The following is a 25,792-nucleotide window of genomic DNA, read 5'->3' as shown; positions in this document are numbered from 1 at the left end:
GGCCATTCGAGTCCATATGGATTGTCCGAAATCGTACATCCGCTGTCCGAAGCCGAACAATACAAACGTAAATAGAGTCATACAATGCGCGCAGGTCTTTAACTTGCAGCCGCATTCTGATCACTGTTCACCGCTAACTGATACCTAACAACATGGCCTTACAAACGCTGGTTAAAATCTCTAACGTAACTAACCTCAGCGACGCCCGCTATTGTGCCGGTATGGGCGTTGATATGCTTGGCTTCTCCATGGATGCTGATTCGGCAGACTATGTTGAGCCCAAAAAGTTTGATGAAATACGGGCTTGGGTAGCAGGCGTTCAGATTGTCGGTGAAACGGCCAGTACCGATCCTGAACTGATCGAACAGCTTCTCGATACGTATCACCCCGACCTGTTGCAGGTAGACGAAGCCGCTTTGTTGCCCTACCTTGGTACGTTTGGTAAACCGCTTATACTACGTACTGATTTAGCGCAGGTAACGCTCGACCAACTCGATACGTTGCTGCAGACTGGTTCTACCGGAGCCGATTATGTGCTGCTCGAAAGCAATGGACCAATTCACCTGGATGATGAGTTGAAAACGGCCCTCCAGCGATTGTCGGCCCGTTATCCAATCTTACTAGGAACGGGTGTTTCGGTGGCTAACGTCCATGAGTTACTGGCCCAACTACCCGTTCGTGGGATCGCGCTGAGTGGTGGGAATGAGGAACGGCCCGGCAATAAAGAATTCGGCGAGCTAATGGATATTCTGGAAGCGATTGAAGAAGATTAAAAAGTCGTCAGTCAATAGTCGTCAGTCATCTGGGGTAAGTGAAAATTTGAGGCTTATCGTTAGCTACTAACGACTATTGACTGACGACTAGCGACTAATTTTCCGGTACTGTGCATTACCTACTATCATTGAAAACATACATCCATCCATAAGCGCGTCCATTCTTCCTATTCTCTTTCCGCCAGACACTGATACCTAGTACGTTTACATCGGTTTTAAACAAATCAAAGCCATGAACAAGCGATTAGAACGTATTGCTGACCAGGCCCAATTAGGGGGCGTATGTGCTGGTTTAGCCGATTATTTTGGAATTGACCGCGCGTTGGTTCGCGTACTTTTTGTCATTGGAATTTTCCTGCCGCATTTTCCGGCTGTCATCATTTACATTATCTTGTGGATCGCCTTGCCAGTACGTCATTTTAGTGGCTCGACGCTTCAGTCAACCGTTTACGCAAACCCTGTTTTCTCCATGAATCCCTACAACCCCAATAAACCCGCATCACCCGACCGCAGCCTGGTCGGTGGCGCTGTGCTGATTATCCTTGGCGTGCTGTTTCTGATTGACCGTTACTTCGACATCGACTTCGGCGATCTGTGGCCGTTCATGTTGATCGCCATTGGCCTGTGGCTGATTTTTAGAGATCGGATCAAAACGCCATTTGACCAGAATCAGAACGATATCAATAACGACCCTAACAACGGCACTTTGTAAGCGATGTATGGTGTAGGATATAGGACATAGTGCTTTCGCTGAGGTCCAGCATTCGATGAACTTATATATCCCTACACCCTACATCATATATAAACTAAGATCATGCAACGAAGAAATGGATTGTTCTGGGGGATTTTTCTGCTTACGCTGGGCGTATTATTCCTGGCCCGGCGAGCTGGATGGCTGGATGTCGACTGGCACTCGCTGGTGAATTTGTGGCCCGTCTTGTTGATTCTGGCCGGTGTTAACCTGATTCTGGAACGGCGTGGAAATCCGGCTGCGTTTATTACGACGGTGATGCTGGCCGTCGCTGTACCGGCTACGTTGTTTGGCTTCTTCAACCATAATCGTGACCGGGATCGCGACGGATTTCATATGCGCTGGAACCATGACGACGACGATGATGACGACGACCATTCGTCGGACAATGGGGATGATGACAGCGACAACGACAATGAAGATGATTACCGCGCTGAACGTGAAAACCGGGATTCAGAAACGGTCAAATCGCACACCAATACGTTCACGGAAACGATGGATGCCAATACCAGCGAAGCCGTGTTGAAACTGGCTGGTGGAGCCGGTCGGTTTATCATCAGTGACCCGACCAGTGAATTGATCAAAGCGGATACGAAGCAAACGGTTGGTAACTATTCCATGTCGGTAGATCGCGATCCATCGACGCATATTCCGACGATCGAGCTGAAACCCAAGGAGGAAAACCATCATATTGACTTGAAAGATGGTGATTACGAAAACCGCGTTGATGTGCATCTGAATGCGAAACCCGTCTGGACAATGGACGTGGCGCTGGGCGCGGGACAGGGCGATCTGGATTTGAGCGCCTACGCTGTCAAGACACTGAAACTGGCCGCTGGAGCCGCCGAACTCGATTTGAAATTAGGGTCCAAAGCCGACCAGTCAGACGTAAAGTTAGATGTTGGCGCGGCTTCCGTTACGGTGCGCGTGCCGAAAGAAGTAGGTTGTCGCGTTACCAAAGATGGAGCGCTGAATATCGAGCAGTTAGACGACTTTACGGATATGGGTGGTGGTGAGTTTCTCAGCCCCGGCTACGATGCCGCCAAAAAGAAAATGACTATCCGCTTCGACGGTGGTATTTCGCACTTGAAAGTGGTGCGCTACTAATCCGACCGCGCGGGCGGCCCCGCCGGGATTTATGTGATTTTTCTGACCGACTATGATTTTTTTGTATAGCTTTCTTCAAAAGCATTTTTCATAGTCAGTCAGAAAAATCACATAAATCCCGGTTTAGAGGGATTTTCTTACAATAAGCTGAAACGGATTTTCGATGTGCTCCGCGCTCGCGTTAAGCACCAATTGAGCCGCTGTTCGACCCATCTGGGCAAAATCGGTGGACATCACGGTAATACCTTCCAGCAGAAATTCCTTCAGGGGCGTCTCATTATACGACAGAATACCAACCTCCTGACCAACCACATACGGTGTTGTTTTGATCCGCTTGATCAACTCCACCAGATCTTCTTCCATCAGATTGATGTAGGCATGTTGCGCCTGGATCACCTCCTGCTGAATATTATGAATCACGCGGGCGATGAAATTATGTTCGTAGCAGAATTTATAGAATCCATTCAGTATCGCCTTTGGGTGATACGTATAGGACGGGAAAAGCATATTCAACGTTGTGTATTTCTGTAGGAGCGGAAGTGCTTCGGTTAATGCCTGATAGAGATCTTTCTCAAAATTCTGAAAAACGGCCGCGTAGTTGCCGGTTACGCCCTCCAGCAGCTTATCCAGCATAACTAATTTGTGCTTTGGCAAGCTGTTGATAAGCTCGTCCGCTTTTTCCCCCCCCTCATAAAAATGACCAATAATGACGTAGTGCGTGTGGTTGCGGGCCTGGCGCTGAATTAAATCCCGAAACAGTCGGAAGTCATTATTGTAGATAAAAAAATCAATGGCAACACCGGGGCCAAGCCCCTCAACAAAAGAATCATAAATGATTTTCTTGTGTGCACTTAACTTGTTGAACAGCAGGAATATTTTAAGGTTATTGCCTGTCTGCGTATAGTTGATGTAAAAGCCTTTTCCTTTAACCGCCCCGATAATTTCTTTCTCTTTTAAGAGTTCATAGGCGCGTTCAATCGTCCCCTTCGATACGTCGAATTCAGCACATAATTCATGGATAGACGGTAGTTTGTCGCCCGGAAGAATGTCCCGATTTTCAATCCCCTCTACAATAGAATTATAAATCTGCTGATACTTCGGCGTGTTGGAATAGTCATTGATTTTAATGTGGTAAAGCATAATGTAGTACAAGATTCAGAATTGATCACAAAGCAAATCAGTATCAAAACACCAACTTACCCAAGGGTACTTCACTCAGTGCATCTTTTCTGATTTAGATAGCACGAGTCCCCATAAAGCGTGATTCAGTTATTAAAATTTCTAATAAAATTAGTCGAATAATGCCAAAAATAGGAAGGTGTAGGAAAGTTATCAGTCAGTAGATAGTAATATTGGGATACTAGATTGTCTTTTTTGGAGGGACGTTCACCATTTTTTCCTTAACTTGACGTAACGGTATATAACAAACACACTGGATCGACTAGCGCGCTTGTTTATAAATGCTTTCAGGAATCACTCTTGATCGTTTACTGACTTATTTCTTTACCTACACAGTGATAGTAACAGCAGAATCATTTTGGCTTTGGCAGTTTCTAGGACGCTTACATCCGCTGATTGTTCACTTTCCGGTTGGCTTACTTTGCATTGCTTTATTCCTGGAAGTCATTAGCTGGTTTCGCAAATCGACGGAACTAAGAGCGGGTATAAACGCTATGCTCTGGATTGGTGCCATTAGTTCAGTCGTGGCGGCTGTGTTTGGGTTGATGCTGGTCAATCAGGAGGACTATGAAGGCAAGGGCGTTGCTATCCACCAATGGTCTGGACTGGCTACCATGTTACTGGCCATTCTGACAATCATTGCGCTACGTTCGGGTCAGGTCATGCTCTATCGAAGTTTGCTGGTTTTAACAGTCGTTGGTGTGAGTGTAGCGGGTCATTTTGGTGCTTTGCTGACCCACGGCGAAGATTATTTAACTAGTGTGCTACCGGTTGGCGGTAAACCTAACGCGCCCGGTCTGAGCGGTTCCAATTTTGCCTTTGCCAGTATGGGTAGTAATGGGCAGCTCACGACCAAACAAATTCAGGATTTGACTGTAGAAGTTAGATCCATTCTGGCGCACAACTGCTACAGTTGCCACAGTGCCACCAAAACCAAAGGCGACCTGCGGCTCGACCAAAAGGCGCTGGTCATGAAAGGTGGTAAGCATGGTTTTATTCTAAAAGCCGGTCATCCGGAAGCCAGCGAAATAATACGTCGGATTAGGCTGCCAGCCGACGATAAAGAAGCTATGCCGACCAAAGGGAATCGGCTCACAGAAAAAGAAATAGGGCTGCTTTCCTTCTGGATAAAAGCGGGGGCTCCGTGGCCAGGCGGTGCTGAAAAAAGCATTTATCGGGTGGCCGCCCTGGAGCCCCGTTTACCAGTACTTCCAGCCGCTACGGTTGACATTACGAACCCAATTGACCGGCTGGTCAATGTCTATTTTCACAAGAATAAAATTGAGTGGAAGAGCGTGGTAGACGATCGAACCTACATGCGCCGGGTATATCTCGATATCATTGGTTTGCTGCCCACACCCACGCAGATGCAGGCATTTGAGACTAGTGATAAACCTGACAAACGGGAGGCTTTGGTCAAAGAATTACTTAGCCGAAATAGCGATTATGCCCAGCATTGGCTCACCTTCTGGAACGATGCGTTACGTAATGATTATTCTGGGACGGGCTACATCACCGGCGGACGCTACGACATTACGAAATGGCTATACGGATCACTGCGAAAGAATAAACCCTATAACTGGTTTGTCCGAGAACTCATTAGCCCGAACAAAGAATCGGCTGGGTTTATTAAAGGCATAAAATGGCGCGGCACGATCAATTCGAGCCAGCGGACAGAAATGCAGGCGGCTCAGAACGTAGCGCAGGTGCTGCTGGGGCTGAATCTCAAATGTGCTTCCTGCCATGATAGTTTTGTCAGCGACTGGAAACTGGCTGATGCGTACGCGTTTGCGAACGTATTTGCGGATAGTACACTGGAAATAAACCGCTGCGACAAGCCTACCGGAAAGATGGCCGGACGTAGCGTTTTGTACAAAGAACTGGGTACGATCAGTGTGGATGCGCCCACCGAAAAACGCCTTCGTGAACTGGCCGACTTTCTGGTACAACCCAAAGATGGCCGACTTTACCGGACGCTTGTCAACCGGATCTGGGCGCAACTGATGGGTCGCGGCATTGTCGAACCTGTCGATGTGATGGACAACGAACCCTGGAGTCAGGATTTACTGGATTGGCTGGCCTATGATTTTGTGCAAAACGGGTATGATATCAAAAAGCTGATTTACACGATCACTACGTCTAAAACGTATCAATTGCCATCGGTGGGTATTAAGGATGCGGACTTGGTGAAAGCGTCCACTTACGTGTTTGAAGGCATGGTACGTCGGCGGCTCACGGCCGAGCAGTTTGCCGACGCGGTTAGTCTGGCGTTCAATCCCATCTATCAGGATACGTCGGTGGTGAAGATGCTACCGAAGACGATCCAGAAAGAGATTGTCTTCCCACGCGCATCGCTGGTTAAAAACGACCCATTCCTGACCGCCCTGGGTCGCCCGAATCGCGAAACGGTCAGCACCAGCCGAACATCACAAGCCAATCTGTTGCAGGCACTCGAACTGACGAATGGCACTACGTTCAATGAAGCGCTGAAACGGGGCGCGGAGCGCTGGAAGGCAAAATACCCCTCGTCGGATTTGTTGGTGAAAGAGCTTTATCGAAAATCCTTAGGTCGCGATCCGATGCCAAAAGAAATGGCTGTGGCGCAGAAGATTGTAGGGGCTCAACCGAGTGTGGAAGGTATAGAAGATCTGGTTTGGGCGATTGCCCTTCATCCGGAGTTTCAGTTGATTTATTAGCCTGATGTAATGCGGGCGGTCCGCTGTTTCGGTGGAAACCAGCAATTGTATAGTAGCATCGAGGGTTTCCGCTGAAACAGCGGACCGCCCACATTACGAAAAAACGACGTAACGCTATGATAAATAGATGGAATCGAAGGGAGTTTCTACAGAAAACCAGTGCTGCTACGTTGGCGGCTTTAGGGGCTGGGGCACCCATGGCAAGTTTGCTGCAGGGCTGTTCAAGCGCTGACAAAGGCAAGCCAAAACTGGTTGGCCAGCGCGGAACGGCCGATACGGTTATTCTTCTCTGGATGGCGGGTGGCATGGCCCATACCGAAACATTTGACCCCAAACGATACACACCCTTTGAAACGGGGATGGAAGGCAATCGCGTACTCAGTACCTTTAAATCAATGCCGACGGCCCTGGATGGGATTCATTTTTCGGAGGGACTTCAATCCATTGGCAACGTGATGGATAGGGGCACGCTGATCCGCTCCTACGTAGCGGCTGATATGGGCCATATCCTGCACTCGCGCCATCAGTACCACTGGCATACGTGTTACGAACCGCCCCAGACCGTGGCCGCTCCGCACATCGGCTCCTGGATTGCCAGGGAATTAGGGCCAAAAAATCAGGTCATTCCGGCCTTCATCGACATTGGGCAGCGGTTTACGGTAGGGGAGGCCGAAGAGTTAAAAGCCTTCCACACATCGGGTTTTCTGGGCAATGAGTTTGGCCCTTTTTTTATTCCTGATCCTAGCCAGGGATTGGAGAGCGTTCGCCCACCGATTGGTATGGATGCCCGCCGATTTGAGCGCAGGAATCAGCTTTACAATGAGTTGATCAGCAACAGTCCGGTAGGCGAGTTTGGTAGCGATTATCAGAAAGAATCGCTACGTCGGTCGATGGAACAGGCGTATCGGTTATTGAATTCGCCCGAAGCAAAAGCGTTTGACCTGAGCACCGAGCCTGCCCATATCTACGAACGCTATAACACCGGGCGCTTTGGGTTAGGTTGCCTACTGGCCCGCCGACTTACCGAACAGGGCGCGCGGTTTATCAGCGTAACGACTGAATACGAGCCGTTTAAAGGCTGGGATACGCACGAAAATGGACACACACGTCTGGAAGATATGAAATGCCAGATTGATGGCCCGATTGCGCAACTGATTCTGGATTTGGAGAAAACCGGGCATCTGGACCGTACCCTGATCATTCTGGCGAGCGAATTCAGTCGAGACATGATGGTAGAGGGTCGTCCGGATGCGAAAGTGCTGGAACAGGTGAACCAACCCGATATTCTGTCTGACCTGAAGTTCTACGGCATGCACCGTCACTTCACGGATGGCTGCTCGGTTCTGATGTTTGGCGGAGGTATTAAAAAAGGATTCGTGTACGGCAAAACGGCCGATGAACGCCCTTGTAAGACCATTGAAAATCCGGTACGTATTGAGGGAATTCACCAGACGATCTACCACGCGCTGGGTATTGCGCCCGATACACAGTATGAAGTTGAAAAACGGCCCTTTTATACAACACCCGATGGGAAAGGAAAACCCGTAATGGAGTTGTTGGCATAAAACAGCATTTTCTGTCATTCCGACGAAGGAGGAATGACAAAAGCACTAAATTACAGACAGGTTCGCGTTTTTGAAAAGCATTTCGATGAGACAGCCATTCAATACGTTCAGCAAACTCCGATACCTGATCGCTATGATCGTTGGTTTTGTGTGGGTTGTTCAAGCCTGTACGAACCATGCATCTAATACGGCGGACGAAGAGAGTCTGCCGGATGTGGTGAGCTATAATTTTGATATCCGGCCCATTCTGTCAGATAAATGCTCCGCTTGCCACGGTCCGGATGCCAACAAACGAGAAGCGGGGTTGCGGCTCGATGTGCCCGAAAGTGCGTTTAAAGCCCTGAAAGAACATCCCGGAGCACATGCACTAGTCGCCGGGAAACCCGAATTGTCTCAGGTGTTTTTGCGCATTTCATCGCAGGATACATCGACGCTGATGCCGCCCGTTAATTCAGGTCTGAAACTATCCACGCGCGAAATTAAGCTGATTGAAAAGTGGATCAAGCAGGGCGCTACGTATGAAAAGCACTGGGCGTTTGTTGCGCCCAAGAAACCCGCTCTACCTGAGATTAGCCAAAAAGACTGGCCGAAAAATGAGATCGATTATTTCATTTTACAGAAGCAGGAACAGAAGGGAGTAGCTCCGAATGACGAAGCCGACAAAGAACGGTTATTGAAGCGGCTCAGTCTGGACCTGACCGGGTTGCCGCCCAGCTTAGCCATGATGGATCAATTTCTAGCTGACAAAAGCGCCAACGCCTACGAAACGGCTGTTGATAAACTTTTGAAGAATCCGGCTTATGGCGAAAAAATGGCGCTTCACTGGTTGGATCTGGCTCGCTATGCCGATTCGCATGGCTATCAGGACGATGGCTACCGCACACAGTGGCCCTGGCGTGATTGGGTGATTCATGCGTTCAACAAAAACATGCATTACAACGATTTCGTGACCTGGCAACTGGCGGGCGATTTTCTGTCGAGTCCCAAAGGCTGGGGCGGTCCCGGAACGCCTGACAAAGAGCAGCTACTGGCAACGGGCTTCAACCGAAACCATAAAATAACGGAAGAAGGGGGCGTCATTCCCGAAGAATACCGGACGATGTACGTAACAGATCGGACAGATTTATTTGGGAAAGGCTTGCTGGGCGTTACGATGGAATGCGCGCACTGCCACGATCATAAATACGACCCGTTCTCGCAGAAAGAGTATTACAAGCTTTTCGCTTTTTTCAATAACGTAAAAGAAATCGGAATCGAGTCCGTGATTGGCGGACCTGATACGTATGCCAAAAAGCCATTGATGGAAATTTGCGATGAGGACGTAAAGGATCTTTTGTCATTCGTCAATAAGCTGGATACCAATAAATTAATTGTCTCGGTCATGACTGACCTGGACACCGCCCGGAAAACTTTTATCCTAAAACGAGGGGTTTATGACGCTCCCGGTGACGAAGTGCAACCCGGCACACCGAATGCGATTCTGCCGTTCAATGAAAGCTACCCTAAAAACCGGCTAGGGCTGGCCAAGTGGATGTTCGACAAGCAAAATCCGCTGACGGCACGGGTCTATGTTAATCAATTATGGCAGGAATTCTTCGGGAAAGGTATCGTCAAAACCCCCGGCGACTTTGGTATGCAGGGCGAGTTGCCATCCCACCCCGAATTGCTGGACTGGCTGGCGGTCGATTTTATGGAGCACGGCTGGGACATCAAGCGGCTGGTGAAGCAGATGGTCACATCCGCTACGTATCGGCAGTCGGCGGTGATCAGTCAAGAGAAACTGCGAACGGACCCGGATAATAAATACCTGGCTCGTGGTCCGCGCTATCGTATTGAGGCTGAATTTGTTAGAGATCTGATTTTGTCAAGCAGTGGACTCCTGAACCGAACCATTGGCGGGCCTAGCGTAAAACCTTATCAGCCACCGGGTTTGTGGGAAGGCGCTACGTCGGGTCGAGGTTTGTTGTCCATGTACGTGCAGGATCACGGTGACAAACTATATCGACGGGGCATGTATACGCTCATTAAACGTACCGTGCCGCCCCCGTCGATGGCTATTTTCGATGCCAGTAACCGCGATCTCTGTGAAGTACGACGCTTGAAAACCAATACGCCCTTGCAGGCACTGGTGATGCTGAACGACCCAACCGTGCTGGAAGCATCGCGTGTGCTGGCGGCCAATCTGCTACGTGAAAACAGCGGTGTAACCGACAAAATTAACAAAGCGTTTCGGCTGATTGTAAGTCGAAAACCAAGTGAAAAGGAAACAGCTGTTCTGACTACGTATTATGAGAACGAGTTGAAGAAACTCGATAAGGCGCATGCTGAAAAAGCCCTGGCCGTCGGTGAATATCCCATTCCCAAAGAAGTGGATAAGGTGAAACTGGCAGCCATGATGCGGATTGTTTCAACTATTTATAACCTGGAAGAAACAATTACGAAGACATGACGGATCGTAAACCCCTAAATCCCCTGAAGGGGACTTTGTTCATTCTGGACCCAAGTCCCCTTCAGGGGATTTAGGGGTAAAAACTTGATCATTTATGGAAAAGGAAATAGTAGAACACGGACTGAATTTTAACCGGCGTCGCTTCCTGTCCCGACTGAGCCTGGGGCTGGGGAGTGCCGCTTTAGGATCGTTGTTGATACCCGATCTTTTCCGGGGAAGCGGTGCCGAGGAAGACGGTTTTATACCCGGTATTCCGCACTTTGCCCCTAAAGCCAAGCGGGTCATTTATCTATTCCAGAACGGTGCACCTTCGCAGCAGGAATTGTTTGACTATAAGCCCAAACTGCGGGAAATGATGGGGCAGGAGATACCCCCTTCGGTGCGTGGTACCCAGCGTTTAACCGGCATGACGGCCAATCAGAAGGAGTTTCCGCTGGTGGGTTCGTTCGTGGATTTCAAGCAGTACGGTCAGTCAGGGGCCTGGGTGAGTGATCTATTCCCCTACACGGCTAAAATTGTGGATGATCTGTGTATAGTGAAATCCATGTTTACCGAAGCCATCAACCACGATCCCGCTCTTACGTTTTTGCAAACGGGTTCGCAACAGGGAAACCGACCAAGTATGGGTTCCTGGCTGAGTTATGGGCTTGGGAATGAAAACAAAAACCTGCCCAACTTCACGGTGCTGCTTTCGCGCGGCATTGGCAACGGTCAGGGCGTGTATTCTAAGTTATGGTCCAACGGATTTCTGGATTCCATTCACCAGGGCGTTCAGTTCAGCAAGGGCGAAGACCCCGTGCTTTACCTGCGGGACCCTGAAGGCATGAATCGGGAGGAGCGTCGGGCAATGCTCGATAATCTGGCTCAACTGAATGACCTTTCGTATCAGGAGTTTGGTGATCCCGAAATAACGGCCAAAGTTAAGCAGTACGAAATGGCCTACCGGATGCAGACCGCCGTTCCCGAAGTCATGGACCTGTCGAAAGAGCCGGACGACATTATTAAACTCTACGGGCCGGATTGTCTGGTGCCCGGTACGTTTGCTGCTAACTGTCTGCTGGCTCGTAAATTATCGGAAAACGGTGTGCGGTTTGTTCAGTTATATCATCAGGGTTGGGATCAGCATGGGAACCTGCCGTTTGAAATTGCGAAGCAGGCCAAAGACGTCGATCAGGCATCGGCGGCACTCGTCACCGATCTCAAACAACGGGGCTTGCTGGACGATACGTTGGTGATCTGGGGTGGTGAATTCGGACGTACCAGCTACACACAAGGCAAGCTGACCAAAGACAATTATGGTAGAGATCACCACCCTCGCTGCTTTACGATCTGGATGGCAGGCGGTGGCATCAAGCCCGGTATCGTGTATGGCGAAACGGATGAAATGGGCTACAACATCGCCCGGAATCCGGTTCACGTTCATGATTTTCAGGCTACCGTTCTGAACCAGTTAGGGCTCAATCATGAGAAGCTGATTTTCAAGCATCTGGGTCGTCGGTATCGCTTAACGGACGTATCGGGGAAAGTGGTTCACGATATAATTGCTTAAATATATTTACCCCTAAATCCCCTGAAGGGGACTTTGTTTGCAAGCGAGTTAAGTCCCCTTCAGGGGATTTAGGGGTAAGTGCAATCTATTTCCTCTCTTCCAGATGCAAAAAAAGTTAATCGGAATAGCAGAGCAGGGGTTATTTGCTTCGGCGGTATTCATTTCGTTTTTGCTCGTGTTCGAAAGCAAAATCGCTATACCTGTCTGGTTGCAACCCATCGGGCGAATGCATCCATTGATTCTTCATTTTCCGATTGTTATTCTGCTGCTGGCGGTAGTAATGGAAGTTTTTCGCTTCAACAAGGCGAACTCGATGGCCCAATCGGAAGGCCGCACCCCCGAAAGTCCAGCCGTAACCGCCAGCCTACCAGAGTTTTATAGGACTTTTTTGACGAACCTGCTACTCGTTGGTGCTCTTTTGGCTGCCATTACGGTTATTATGGGCTTGTTTTTGTCTAAAGAAGATGGCTACACTGGCTCTGTGGTACAGTGGCATAAGTGGACGGGAATCGGTGTTTTTTACGTAGCAACACTTATTTACTGGAGCCGAAAAAAGTCCTGGTATTCACCAGCAATTGCCCAATTGGGAGCAGCTTTTATGGGGTTGATGCTGATCGTTGCGGGGCACTACGGTTCAGCTATTACGCATGGTTCCGATTTTATTCTTGGACCAATAGCAAAAAACAAAACAACTGAACCCGTCGATCTACAGCAGGCACTCGTTTTCAATGACGTGATCAGGCCCATTTTTGAGCAGAAATGCACCAGTTGCCATAATCCCGACAAACTAAAAGGAGAATTAGCGCTGACAGATGTCGAGTCGATCAGACAGGGTGGTAAAACGGGTAAACTATTCATTGCGGGCCAGCCAGAAATCAGTTTATTGGTAAAACGTATACACCTACCGGTAGAAGACAAAAAACACATGCCTCCGTTGGGAAAAGCTCAGCTTACGGAGGATGAAGCCAAACTTTTATCATTGTGGGTGAAAGGTCGAGCTGAATTCAACAGGAAAGTAATTGAGCTGCCCGTTACCGATTCGCTACGTATCATGGCAGTCGCTATGTTCAAACCGGCAGAACAGGTTGAGCCGGAATACGCGTTTGATGCAGCTGACGAAGAGACGGTTAAAAAACTGAATACGGATTACCGAACCATTGCCCCACTAGCCAAAGAGTCGCCTGCCCTGGCAGTTAACCTGTATAATAAAGCGATGTATTCACCAGAGCAATTGAAGGAGCTGAGCCCAATTAAAGGCCAGATCGTATCCCTGAACCTGAACAAGTTACCCGTAAAAGATGCGGATTTGAGGTACGTTGGCCAGTTGGAAAATCTGCAAAAGCTAGACATTAACTTTACTGACATCACCGGCAAAGGGTTAAGCGAACTAACACCTCTCAAACAACTGCAAAGCCTGGCGCTTTCGGGTACAAAGACAACCTATGCAGATTTACGGAGCCAGATTGGCGGCTTCAAAAACCTGAAAACGCTGGCCCTTTGGGAGACGGAACTAACTGATAATGAGATTCAGCAGTTGAAGAAAGCGAATCCGAATATCCAGTTCCTTGCGGGATTCGACGGCGATAAGAGCGAGCCTATCCGGCTCAATATACCACAGGTAAAAAATAGTTCTACCATTTTTAATCAGTCAATTATACCGCAAATAAAGCACCCGATAAAAGGCGTTGAGATACGGTATACAACTGATGGAACTGAGCCCGACAGCCTTAAATCACCGGTATTTGGTGATAAAATTGTACTGACCGAAAACACCAGAATTAAAGCTAAAGCCTACAAATCGGGTTGGTTGAGCAGCCCTGTTGCTACGTTCAGTTTTTACAAGAGTACCCACAAACCCGACAGTGTCAATCTGTTGATGCCGCTCAATCAGGTTCATCAGGCGGATGGTGCTAATACGTTTTTTGATCACAAATTGGGCACATTTAGCCCCAACAGTCCGGCCTGGGCCAACAATTGGGCGGGTGTCCGAAAAAACGATATGGTGCTGGTTTCGGAGTTTAAAAAGCCAGTCAGTGTTACGTCGGTTGCGGTGCGAACGATGATCGAGCCGGAAACGGGTATCTTTCCGCCGGAAGCTATTGAAATCTGGGGAGGCAATAGCCGGGATCAGATGAAGTTGATTGGTACGACCAAACCCAGTTTGCCCACGAAAAAAAGCGATCCTACCCTGACCGAGATCGAATGTAAGTTCAAGCCTCAGACAGTCTCCTTTCTAAAAATTGTGGCAAAACCAGTAGTAAGGCTTCCCGAATGGCACAGCAATAAAGGGAACCGGGCACTCCTGCTGGTTGACGAGGTGTTCATAAATTAAGCTTCAAATTTTTATAGTTTAATTACATATTGCCATCTTCCTCAGATTGCTGAATAGAGGTAAGGCTGGATTTTATTAGTGGTTGGTATACAGGTACTTATGAGATTGAAGGATTAAAATTTTCAAGAAATTTAATTGAATACTAATAGTGCTGGGTAGGTGTAGGAAAGTTACGGGCCTGTAACTGGTAATATTTGAGTAATGAATTGACTTTTTCTTAAGTCGAGACATACAAAAAGTCCTAATCCTTATTCTGAAATCCATGAAAAGACTCTATCAGGTCGCAGCGCTCAGTATGATAGCAGGCTCTTTTAGCAGCTTTGCTCAGCAGCCCAATCCAATTTTACCCGTAAGGAGCTTATCTGCCAGGGGGCAGTTGATAGCTCTGAATGCGCCAAAACCGGAGCCACTTAAGGCAAACGCCAGTTTGGCAGACGTAACGATATCTGGCAAAGTAGTCGATGAGAAAGGTTCCGGGTTACCGGGCGTAAGTGTGATCGTAAAGGGCTCTACGCAGGGCACGAATACCGATGGTACGGGAAGTTTTAAAATTATAGCACCCAATACCAGTTCAACACTGGTATTTAGCTTCGTTGGCTATGCGAAGCAGGAGGTTGTCATTGGGAATCGAACGTCGCTTAATGTTACACTCGTCCCTGACGATCAAACGCTGAACGAGGTGGTAGTAGTAGGCTATGGTAGCCAGTTGAAAAAAGAAATTACGGGGGCCGTTCAAACGGTAAGTGCGGCCGAAATCAAAGATCTACCTGTTTCGCAGATCGGCCAGAAATTGCAGGGCCGCTTAGCGGGTGTTCAGATAAATCAAACGACGGGTAAGCCGGGTCAGGGAATATCCATCCGGATTCGCGGACAGGTATCGGTTACGGCGGGTAGTGATCCCCTGTACGTTGTCGATGGCTTCCCCATTACGGGAAATATTGCCCAGCTGAACCCCGATGAAATTGAGGATTTGACCGTGCTGAAAGATGCGGCTTCTACGTCGCTCTATGGTTCGCGGGCGGCTAACGGCGTTGTACTGATTACAACCAAAAAAGGCAAACCTGGCCAGACAAACGTGAGCTTCAATACGTATGCGGGTGTGCAGCAGGTGCCGATGAAAGGTCGGGTTAAAATGCTGAATGCCGTTCAGTTTGCGCAGTTCAAGAAAGAGTTTTACGAAGATCAGTTGCAGCCCGTACCGGATATATTTCAAAATCCTGCGCAGTACGAAGGTAAAAACAACGACTGGTACGACGCCTTACTTCGGGTAGCGCCTATTCAGAGCTATAATTTGAGTGTGTCAAATAATACAGAACGGTCGAATACGTCCTTAGTCGCGGGTGTATTTAGTCAGGATGGCGTTGTGCTGAATAACAAGTACAAGCGGTATTCCCTGCGGATGAACTCGAACTATAATTTATCGAAGAGCGTAGCGGTTGGCTTTAACGCAGCGCCATCCTACGTGTTCGATAATACACCCCGAACAGATGGCGACCGGGGAACGGGGATTCTGTTCAACGCGCTGCACACCTGGCCGATCATGCCCATTTATGATGCGAATGGCCAACTGACTAAATACAACACATTGCCAAGCAGCACGGGTAACATCTTCAATTATCCAAACTGGGTACGTGCCGCGAATGAACTGATCAATGAAACCAAGAACACGAATTTGCTGGCAAACGCGTACGTTCAATACCGGCCGATCGATGGGTTGACATTGAAATCGACCATCAACATTGAATACCAGAGCTCCAAGTTCTTTTACTTCAATCCGTCGACCGCTACGAGTTCCATAAACGTTCCCATACCCACAACGGCCTCGTCGACGCGGCAGAGCCTGGAAAATGTATCCTGGCTGAACGAAAACCTGGCGACGTACGCAAAAAGTTTTAACGATCACAATTTTGAACTTCTGGCTGGATTTACCAACCAGAAGTACAGGCAGGAATTTACCCGGATTTCGGCGAATACCTACGCCGATGACCGGCTTCCAACCATTCAGGGTGCGCTTAATATCGATCGCGCGGGCAATCCACCCAATACACGTAACGATATTCAGCAGTGGACCCTGAGGTCTTACCTTTCCCGGTTAACGTATAATTATAAAGGAAAATACCTGTTTACCGCAGCTATACGTAGCGATGGTTCTTCACGTTTTGGGGCTAATAATCAGTATGGTACGTTCCCATCGGCGTCGGTTGGCTGGGTTTTGTCGGATGAAAACTTCCTCAAGCCTATTCAGCAGGTTTCGTTTGCCAAAATCCGGGCGAGCTACGGGGTGATCGGTAACAACAATATCGGTAACTACACCTCATACGCCCTGGTCAATAATACGACGAATGCGGTATTTGGCAGCAACGTAGCTACGGGAGCGGTTGTGACCTCCTTAGCTAATCCTAACTTAGGCTGGGAAACGACCAAGCAATTTGACATGGGCCTTGATCTGGGTTTGTTTAACGATCGTATCCAGTTCATCTATGATTTTTATACAAAGCGTACTACCAACCTGCTCTATAATGTGCAGATTCCGCAGGAGTCCGGGTTTACGTTCTTCTCCGATAACATCGGCGAAATTAAATTCTGGGGCCATGAATTCTCGCTGACGAGCAAAAACACCGTGGGTAAGCTGAAATGGACAACCAATGCCAACATCTCCTTTAACCGGAACCAGGTGGTTGCGCTGGCACCGGGTATTGACCGGGTATATGGTGGTACGGGCTTTCACATTACGCAGGTCGGTAAGCCGTTTGGCCAGTTCTACGGTCTGGTGAAGGAAGGGTATTATCAGAGCGCTGAAGAACTCAAATCATCACCTGTCATTCCAGGACGTTCGGCCATTGGTACGATCAAGTTCAAGGACATAAACGGTGATGGCGTCATTACGAACGGCGGTGATCAGGACGACCGGACTATTCTTGGTAGCCCATTTCCGAAATTTACCTATGGGATTACAAACGACCTGAAATACGGCAATTTCGACTTATCAATCACTGGTTCGGGTTCCTACGGCAACCAGCTATGGGTTCGCCACTTGTATAGCACCGCTAACCTGGATGGTGTTTTCAACATGGTTGAGGGCGTAAAAGACCGCTTCCGGGTTCAGAATGCTATTGTAGACGTTAATGGTGTTAAGACTGGTGTAGCCACCAACGTGATTTCGAAAGGTGCCGGTGTATTCGGGGCAACGAACAATGGGGGAAACTTTACGGGTATCGAGCGCGACTGGCATAGTTCGCAATTCCTGGCCGATGCGTCGTTTTTTACCATTAAAAATATAACCGTCGGCTATAGTTTCGGTCCGTTGAACAAGTTCTTCAAATCGGCCCGGCTCTATGCGTCTATACAGCAGGTATACGTATTTACTAAATACTGGGGTGGACCAAACCCGGAGACCAGTGGTAATGGAGCTGGTGATGGCCCCGGAGACAATTTGAGCCAGGGGGTTGACTTTTCCAACTACCCGGTTCCACGTACGTATACGGCGGGCATCAACCTGAATTTCTAAGCCAGCACGCTAACCAAACTCATTTTCAACATTCTTATTTCCTATATAGAATGAAAACAAGACTTATAGCCACCTGGTTGCTAGGCATTGCGCTGACCGGTTGCCAGAAAGATTTTTTGACCGTAATACCCGAAACGGCGTTGAGTTCGGCTACCTTCTTCAAAACCGAAGCTGACTTTCAGCAGGCCGTCAATGGCGCCTACGTTCCGTTTCGGCAAATGTATAACGAACGCGCCTGGGTGCTGGAGGAAATGCACTCCGACAATACGTATTATGCTCGTAATACGTTGTATGGAGCAGTTGACCCAACGGAGAACGTAGCTGATTTTGCCGTTCCTACAGCAAACGGCGTCACGGCAAATGACAACGTACTCGTGCAGTTTCGACTGAATTATGTGATCATTTCCCGGGCCAATCAAATTCTGGCGCTTGCCGACGGTGCCGGCATAACGTACACGAACGAGGCTACCAAAAATAATATAAAGGGGCAGGCTCAATTTCTCAGAGCGTTTGCCTACTTTGATCTGGTACGTCTGTTCGGAAAAGTACCTCTGCATTTAACGCCAGTTACGGGTCGCGAAGATGCCGCATTACCGTTGTCGACAACGGACGAAATCTATGCACAGATTGAGAAAGATGCGTTGGCTGCCAGTACAAACTTACAGAGCAAAGCCGCACAAGCCGCAACGGACATTGGTCGTGCTACGTCGGGGGCCGCTAAAACACTGCTGGCGAACCTGTACATCACGCAGAAAAAATGGCCTCAGGCTGAAACGGTGCTGAAGTCGATTGATGGTTACTCACTGATGCCGGACTATAACAACGCCTTTTCGTTCACCAGTGACAACAAGAACAATCAGGAGTCGATATTCGAGATTCAGTATATGGAAGGGGCAGCAGGCTACAATGGTAACCAGATTTACCGTTTTCTGCCGTCTCCTATAACCGCTGATGAAATTAAACCAATCGTGGGTACGTCGAATCCGCAGCCTACCTCTCAGGAGAGCAATAACATTCCGACGCCGGATCTTATTGCTGCTTATGAAGCGGGCGATAAACGGAAAGATATTTCGATTGGCACCGTTACGTTGAGTACCAGTCTCCGGGCTGAGAAGAAGTATCCGTATATCAAAAAATACGCCCGGCCGCATTCGCTAAACAACAATACGGGTCAAAACTGGCCAGTGTATCGTTACGCTGAGGTGCTTCTATTTATGGCTGAAGCCTTAAATGAACAAGGCAAAACCGGCGAGGCTGCTACCTACATTAATCAGGTGCGTGCTCGTGCGGGACTGGCCGCTACAACGGCATCTTCACAAGCAACCATGCGCGAAGCGATCTTTAAAGAACGACGTGTTGAACTGGCCTTCGAAAATAAACGCTGGTTCGATCTGACCCGAACGGGACGCGTGAAGGAGATCATTGGAGCCTACGGCGCTAAGGTGAAAGCCGACCCAGCCGCTTACTATTTCCCGGCTGGAGCCGTTCCGCCACCGAACGCATTCACCGTACTGGATGACTACTACGGTCTGCCTTCCGTTGAGTCTGCGTTGACACCTTATTTCTGATTAAATTAAAACCTATAACACAGAGATGCGCTGAGTTTTCTTTGTACATCTCTGTGTTATAATTATTACCTCATCCTTCGTTAGGAGAAAAATACGTAGATCAACTTCGTTAATGGCCTAATCGCTCCGTTTCATCAGTAGAAAATGCTACGTACCCGTCTCTTATTAAGTGAATACAACCAGAAACTGAAAACCGGCTAGCGTCAATCTGACACCTATCGGTAACAATCATCAAACCTTATCTATGAAATACTATGCTTTCTAAATTCAACAAGGCTAAACTCGGATTGGCCGTCTCAGGACTTGTTCTGCTTGGAGCATCCTGGATCAGCCTGAACTATCCGGAAAATAACCGACAGGGCGCTGAAAACCCTAAGGTCGATAAACTAAAACTCCAGCCCGGTTTTAAGGCGGAACATCTGTACAGCATTTCAGAAAATCATGAAGGGTCCTGGGTATCCATGACCTTCGACGATAAGGGACGTATCATTGCTTCCGATCAGTATGGGGGCCTCTATCGGTTGAAAATCCCGGCTATCGGTGCTGGCTCGACTCAGCCTACGGTTGAAAAACTGGTGATCAGCAAGGATACCAGTGCCAAAATGGGCTATGCGCATGGCTTGTTGTATGCATTCAATAGTCTGTACGTAATGGTCAATAACCGGCCCAGCAAGCAGTTTCCCAAGACCAGCGGCTTGTATCGGTTACAGGATACCGATGGTGATGATCAGTTCGATAAAGTAACGATGATCCGGGAACTGAAAGGCGAAGGAGAGCACGGGCCGCACAGTATCGTGCTGTCGCCTGATAAACAATCGCTTTACGTATGCTCGGGTAATCACACCGACGTACCACCGATGGATGCCTATCGGTTGCCATCGAACTGGAAAGAAGATAACCTTTTTCCGCTGATTAAAGACCCACGCGGCCATGCAAACGACCGCTACGCGCCGGGGGGCTGGATTGCTAAAATTGATCCCGAAGGAAAGCGCTGGGAGTTGATGGGAGCAGGCTTTCGAAACGAATTTGATATTGCGTTCAACGAAGCAGGCGATCTGTTTACCTACGATTCGGATATGGAGTGGGACTTTGGTCTTCCCTGGTACCGTCCAACCCGCATTTGCCACGTTCCCAGTGGAGCTGAATTTGGCTGGCGTACGGGCAATAGCAAATGGCTACCCGGTAATCCGGATAACCTGCCGCCCGTCGTGAACATTGGCCAGGGGTCGCCTACGAACGTAATGTCTGGCATGACCGCTAAATTTCCGCAAAAATATCGTCAGTCTATCTTCGCTTTCGACTGGAGTTTTGGGATCATTTATTCCATCCATATGAAGCCCAAAGGTGCTACGTATGAAGGAGAACGCGAAGAGTTTATTTCGGGTACACCACTGCCATTGACCGACGGAGTTATTGGTCCGGATGGAGCGATGTATTTCATGACGGGCGGGCGTCGCCTGGAATCGGACATGTATCGGGTTTATTACACCGGTAACGAAGCGACTACCGCGCCAGCGCCCGCACTCACGGCCGAGCACAAGCTCAGAACCAGCCTGGAAAAATTTCATGAAGGAGCCAATCCTGCCGCTATTGCCGCTGCCTGGCCGAACCTGAATCACCCGGACCGTTTTGTTCGCTATGCAGCCCGGATTGCCGTTGAACATCAGCCGGTGGCGCAATGGCAGGAGAAAGCACTGGCCGAAACCGATCCACAACGGGCAACGCAGGCCATCGTGGCCCTGGCCCGGCAGGGGAGTGCTGATCTGAAAAGTAAAGCCATTGCTACGTTGCTGAAAATTAACTACGACAAATTACCTGAGTCGCAGCAGTTCGATTTGTTACGTGCCTTCGAGCTTATTTTCCTGCGCATGGGTGCGCCTGAAGCGGCTGACAAAGCAAAAATTGTTGCCTATCTGAATCCGCATTATCCGGCAAAAAGTGCGCTGTTGAACCGGGGCCTGAGCAAGGATCTGATTTATCTGGAAGCGCCCGATGTGGTCAATAAAACGCTGGCGCTGATGGATCTGAAAGAAGAGCCCGGCATGAAAAATCTGGGCCTGGAAAACACTACGGCTTCTAGTGACCTTATTCTGCGTAACCCACAGTATGGTATGGATATTGCCAAAATGCTGGCGAAAGTGCCACCACTTCAGCAGACGTATTATGCCGTGATGCTGAGCCGGGCTGATGAGGGATGGACACCCGAACTTCGAACAAAATACTTTAGCTGGTTTGGCAATGCATTCAAATATGAAGGCGGACGTAGCTACGTTGGCTTTATCGACAGAGCCCGTAAGCTGGCGCTTGTTCACGTTCCTAAAGATCAGTTTGAGAAATTCAACAAACTGTCGGGCGCTGATTTGCTGACAAGTAACGGAAACGACATCGCCCAAACGGGTTATACACCTAAAGGTCCTGGCCGACGCTGGACGCTGGACAATGCCGTGGCGGCAGTCGATAGCGGTAAGTCATCGCTCGCTTTCGAGACCGGCAAGAAAATATATGGCGCAATTTTATGCGGCAATTGCCATGCCATGCAGGGATCGGGCGGGGATATCGGACCCGATTTGACCCAGCTCGGAACTCGTTTCTCCAACAAGGATATTCTGGATGCTATCATCAATCCGAGCAGAGTCGTATCTGATCAATATGCGTCAACGGTCTTCGTTTTGAAAAATGGGCAGTCAGTGGTAGGCCGGTTAGTAAACGAGGATAAAGTGAATTACTCGATTTCTCAGAATCCCTTTGCGGCTAATGAAATCCGGAAAATCCCGAAGAAAGACGTTACCGCAAAGCGTTATTCACCCGAGTCAATCATGTATCCCGGCCTGATTAATAGTCTGAATCCTGAAGAACTTAGAGACTTGATGGCTTATCTGAAATCAGGAGGCAACGAGAATAACGAAGTGTACAAAGGGGGCGGAAAATAGGTTTTGGATAAGTTCTTTGTCAGCATGACAAAAAAGCGATCAGTTCAAGACTGCTAATGACCATAAAACAGAATCAAGATGCTGATAAACATAAATAGTAAATTCCTCTCAGCGGGGCTTATGCTGGCGGTCGTATTGGCAGGTGGTATTGAGACATCCTGCTCGGGGCAAGCCAAAAAGGGGAAAGATGGTTATGTGCAGATATTCGACGGTAAAACGCTCAAAGGCTGGGATGGTGATCCTACCTACTGGCGCGTGGAAGATGGCTATCTGACGGGCGAAATCACCCCCGATAAATTATTGAAGACCAACTCGTTCATTATCTGGAAAGGAGGGGAGCCCGCCGACTTTGAGTTTAAAGGAGAGTTCAAGATTACGCAGGCCGGCAATTCGGGTATCAATTACCGGAGCGATCAACTAACCGATGTACCGTTTGCGCTGCGGGGTTATCAGGCCGACATCGACGGTCGGATTATGTATACCGGCCAGAACTACGAAGAGCGCAAACGGACCACGTTGGCGTACCGTGGTCAGAAAACGACAATTGCTCCATATACCGGGGAGAATACGCCGGAAGCCATACGGGCGAAGGTTAGCAAAAATGCCTGGACGGGTATGAACGTAGTGGGCTCATTAGGTAGCTCCGATTCGTTGAAAACATTGATTAAAAGCGAAGACTGGAACACCTTTCATTTAGTCATTAAAGGCAATCACTTACAGCATTACATCAACGATGTATTGATGAGCGACGTGACGGACGATGACACCGTTAACGGAAAATCGAAAGGACTTCTGGGTGTGCAGGTTCACGTTGGCCCACCTATGAAAGTGCAATACCGGAATCTGATGCTGAAGCAGTTATAGTCTCGGTTCACGGTATTCGGTATACGGTGGGCTGACACGAAAATGGCATTGACGCGTAAGCCCACCGTATACTGAAAACTGTAAACCATAAACCTAAAATACAACCAGTCTTGACTCAACAACCCTGGAAAGATAAAATAGGAAATCCAGCGCAAGTAGGAGGGATAGAAACCTCCGTGCTGGACAATGGCACTGGTCGGGGAGCCCGTGTTGCCTGGATCAATACCGGGACGGGACTACGTTATAAAGTGGTCATTGATCGGGCGATGGATATTTTTGACGCTTTTTACAATCAGCATAGTCTGGCCTGGTTGAATCATACGGGTATAACTCCACCCGAACCTTTTTCTGATAAAGGGGCTGACTGGCTTAGAACCTTTGGCGGTGGCTTGCTGACGACTTGCGGACTGTCGCACGTGGGTGGTCCCGAAACGGATGCCTTTGGCGATCGGGGTGCACATGGGAAAATCAGCAACAGTCCGGCTGAGATAGAATCCATCATTCAGCCCGATCCAGTAATGGGTAAACTGGACATGAGCATCACGGGACGTATCAAGGAAACGAAAATATTTGGTCCCAGTCTGGAATTGAAACGGACCATTTCCAGTACACTCGGACAACCCACGATACGTATTCACGACGAAGTGATCAATCGTGGCAATACGTCGGTGCCCCATATGCTACTTTATCATTTCAATTTCGGGTGGCCCTTGGTCGATGAAGGAACCGATATTGTCTGGAAAGGAGCCTGGGAAGCTCGTGAAGGCGGAATCAATGACAGAATTTTTCGGGAGGGCAATGATTTTAAGAAATGCCCGGCACCGTTAGAAGATCATAATGGCACGGGCGAAGCCGTTGCCTCGATTGACGTTACGCCCGATAATTCTGGCCTCTGCACGGTTGGATTGCATAATTCCAGGATAGGTATCGCGCTGGCTATGCGGTTTCATAAAGAACAATTGCCCTGGTTCATTAACTGGCAGCACTGGGGAAAAGGCGAATATGTAACGGGGCTCGAACCGGCCACAAATCCTCTCATTGGGCAGGCTAAAGCCCGCGAAACAAATCAACTTCTATTTCTGGCACCGGGCGAAACCCGAACCTATGATCTGGAACTTGAGATTTTAACCGAAGACGTAGCCATCAAGAATTTTTTGAATACACAAGTTTAGTCGAGTAACAATCAACTCCTTATGGAAACAACCTCAACACTAACTCTGGCCGAGAAGGCACTGGAACAAGGGAAGGGAATCGTACGGCTTACTCCAACCTGGGTACCCCGGTCATTCTGCGTCCCTGGCCGACGTATCAAACTCCATCCCGATGATTATTACGTATTGGGTGGCGAACGGGGTGGCATTGACGAACGCTGGTTCTCATCGACCACACCCGCCAAAAATGGTCCCCTGACTGGTGAAAATGAAGGCTTGAGTCATATCGTTTTTACGGATGAAGACGGAAAAGAACACCAGTTTTTGCTGAAAGACGCTGTTGAGGAGTTGAAAGGCGAACTCATTGGTGACCGCTTGTGGGATGAATACCAGGCATGGCCGATGTACTCCAAGTTTTTTGATAACATGGGGCCATTGCCGCATCACCTGCACCATAACGACGAACAGGCAGCGCTGATTGGTCAGTTGGGTAAACCTGAAGCGTATTATTTTCCTCCTCAGGTCAATAATCATGGTGGCGATTTTCCCTATACGTTTATCGGTATCGCGCCCGGTACTACCAAAGAACAGATTAAAGAGTGCCTTCAGAACTTCACAAAAGGCGATAATAAGATCACGAATTACTCGTCGGCGTATCGGTTAGAGCCGGGCACTGGCTGGGACGTACCACCCGGATTGCTTCACGCACCGGGCAGCCTTTGTACCTACGAACCCCAGAAAGCGTCCGACGTTTTTGCCATGTATCAGTCGCTGGTGAACGAAGCGATCATTCCGGAAGAATTGCTCTGGAACGGTACGCCCAAAGAACGTATCGGTGACTATGATCAATTGATGGAAGCCATCGACTGGGATCTCAACACGGACCCACAAATGATGGCGAATCGGTTCATGCGCCCGAAACCCGTTCGGGACGTAGCGGAAATGGAAGCAGCAGGCTACAGTGAAGTCTGGGTTTGCTATTTAAACGAAGCGTTCAGCGCCAAGGAGTTAACTGTCTTGCCAGGTCAGACCGTAACCATTAAAGACAGTGCCGCTTATGGCCTGATTATGATGCAGGGACACGGTAAAATGGGCGACTGGTCCATTGAGACACCAACTATGATTCGATACGGTCAATTGACTAACGACGAGTTTTTTGTGAGCGAAAAAGCCGCCAGGGAAGGCGTTGTCATCACGAATGAGTCAACGACAGACCCAATCGTGATGCTAAAGCATTTCGGTCCCATGAATCCAGATCTAGTATTGTAAAACGGTTGTGACACAAATCGGACCGCCGAAGCTTCACGGAGAATCTTAATGAAAAACTCTGTGTACCTCCGTCATTTCTCCGTGCATCTCTGTGTTACAAT

General features: G+C 48.8%; 15 protein-coding genes. 14 read left to right on the top strand and 1 reads right to left on the bottom strand.

Features of this window, described 5'->3' with window-relative positions:
* Positions 1 to 152: 152 nt before the first annotated feature.
* The 3 genes from trpF to BM202_RS02200 all read left to right on the top strand — a co-directional run bounded on the left by trpF (position 153) and on the right by BM202_RS02200 (position 2,631).
* Positions 153 to 773, top strand: coding sequence for a phosphoribosylanthranilate isomerase (gene trpF, locus BM202_RS02210; RefSeq protein WP_093822826.1), 621 nt, complete (start codon positions 153 to 155; stop codon positions 771 to 773).
* Positions 774 to 1,005: 232 nt separating this feature from the next.
* Positions 1,006 to 1,485, top strand: a complete 480-nt coding sequence (locus tag BM202_RS02205) for a PspC domain-containing protein (RefSeq protein WP_093822825.1) — start codon at positions 1,006 to 1,008, stop codon at positions 1,483 to 1,485.
* 102 nt (positions 1,486 to 1,587) lie between these two features.
* Positions 1,588 to 2,631 carry a LiaI-LiaF-like domain-containing protein gene (locus BM202_RS02200; protein WP_093822824.1) on the top strand — a complete coding sequence of 348 codons (1,044 nt, stop codon included), beginning with the start codon at positions 1,588 to 1,590 and terminating at the stop codon, positions 2,629 to 2,631.
* A gap of 123 nt (positions 2,632 to 2,754) precedes the next feature.
* Here the strand turns inward: BM202_RS02200 and BM202_RS02195 are convergent, their stop codons facing one another.
* The gene (locus BM202_RS02195) at positions 2,755 to 3,771 is read right to left on the bottom strand and encodes a GntR family transcriptional regulator (RefSeq protein WP_093822823.1); all 1,017 of its coding nucleotides are present in this window, start codon (positions 3,769 to 3,771) and stop codon (positions 2,755 to 2,757) included.
* A 320-nt stretch (positions 3,772 to 4,091) separates the two neighbouring features.
* Here BM202_RS02195 and BM202_RS02190 point away from each other — a divergent pair, with 320 nt between their 5' ends.
* From BM202_RS02190 to BM202_RS02140, 11 genes are all read left to right on the top strand, one after another.
* Positions 4,092 to 6,506 carry a DUF1549 domain-containing protein gene (locus BM202_RS02190; RefSeq protein ID WP_093822822.1) on the top strand — a complete coding sequence of 805 codons (2,415 nt, stop codon included), beginning with the start codon at positions 4,092 to 4,094 and terminating at the stop codon, positions 6,504 to 6,506.
* 116 nt (positions 6,507 to 6,622) lie between these two features.
* Positions 6,623 to 8,071, top strand: a complete 1,449-nt coding sequence (locus tag BM202_RS02185; RefSeq protein WP_093822821.1) for a DUF1501 domain-containing protein — start codon at positions 6,623 to 6,625, stop codon at positions 8,069 to 8,071.
* Between the two features lie 85 nt (positions 8,072 to 8,156).
* Positions 8,157 to 10,520 carry a PSD1 and planctomycete cytochrome C domain-containing protein gene (locus BM202_RS02180; protein WP_093822820.1) on the top strand — a complete coding sequence of 788 codons (2,364 nt, stop codon included), beginning with the start codon at positions 8,157 to 8,159 and terminating at the stop codon, positions 10,518 to 10,520.
* 94 nt (positions 10,521 to 10,614) lie between these two features.
* Positions 10,615 to 12,069 carry a DUF1501 domain-containing protein gene (locus BM202_RS02175; RefSeq protein ID WP_093822819.1) on the top strand — a complete coding sequence of 485 codons (1,455 nt, stop codon included), beginning with the start codon at positions 10,615 to 10,617 and terminating at the stop codon, positions 12,067 to 12,069.
* A 103-nt stretch (positions 12,070 to 12,172) separates the two neighbouring features.
* The gene (locus BM202_RS02170) at positions 12,173 to 14,401 is read left to right on the top strand and encodes an FN3 associated domain-containing protein (protein ID WP_093822818.1); all 2,229 of its coding nucleotides are present in this window, start codon (positions 12,173 to 12,175) and stop codon (positions 14,399 to 14,401) included.
* Between the two features lie 262 nt (positions 14,402 to 14,663).
* Positions 14,664 to 17,909 (top strand): SusC/RagA family TonB-linked outer membrane protein, encoded by a 3,246-nt coding sequence (locus BM202_RS02165; RefSeq protein ID WP_093822817.1) that lies wholly within the window; start codon positions 14,664 to 14,666, stop codon positions 17,907 to 17,909.
* 50 nt (positions 17,910 to 17,959) lie between these two features.
* On the top strand, positions 17,960 to 19,477 hold the full coding sequence (locus BM202_RS02160) for a RagB/SusD family nutrient uptake outer membrane protein (RefSeq protein ID WP_093822816.1): 1,518 nt from the start codon (positions 17,960 to 17,962) through the stop codon (positions 19,475 to 19,477).
* Between the two features lie 254 nt (positions 19,478 to 19,731).
* Entirely contained in the window at positions 19,732 to 22,407 is a 2,676-nt protein-coding gene (locus tag BM202_RS02155) for a c-type cytochrome (protein WP_093822815.1), read from the top strand.
* 78 nt (positions 22,408 to 22,485) lie between these two features.
* A complete protein-coding gene (locus BM202_RS02150) occupies positions 22,486 to 23,271 on the top strand; it encodes a 3-keto-disaccharide hydrolase (protein WP_093822814.1) in 786 nt (261 codons plus the stop codon).
* A 110-nt stretch (positions 23,272 to 23,381) separates the two neighbouring features.
* Positions 23,382 to 24,443: an aldose 1-epimerase family protein gene (locus BM202_RS02145; protein ID WP_093822813.1), complete on the top strand. Its 1,062-nt coding sequence runs from the start codon at positions 23,382 to 23,384 to the stop codon at positions 24,441 to 24,443.
* A gap of 21 nt (positions 24,444 to 24,464) precedes the next feature.
* Positions 24,465 to 25,691: a cupin domain-containing protein gene (locus BM202_RS02140; RefSeq protein WP_093822812.1), complete on the top strand. Its 1,227-nt coding sequence runs from the start codon at positions 24,465 to 24,467 to the stop codon at positions 25,689 to 25,691.
* Positions 25,692 to 25,792 lie beyond the last annotated feature (101 nt).

The sequence above is a fragment of the Spirosoma endophyticum genome, assembly GCF_900112365.1.
Classification (GTDB): domain Bacteria; phylum Bacteroidota; class Bacteroidia; order Cytophagales; family Spirosomataceae; genus Spirosoma; species Spirosoma endophyticum.
The sequence above is the reverse complement of the archived record's forward strand: the minus strand, read 5'-3'. Positions and strand labels throughout refer to the sequence as shown.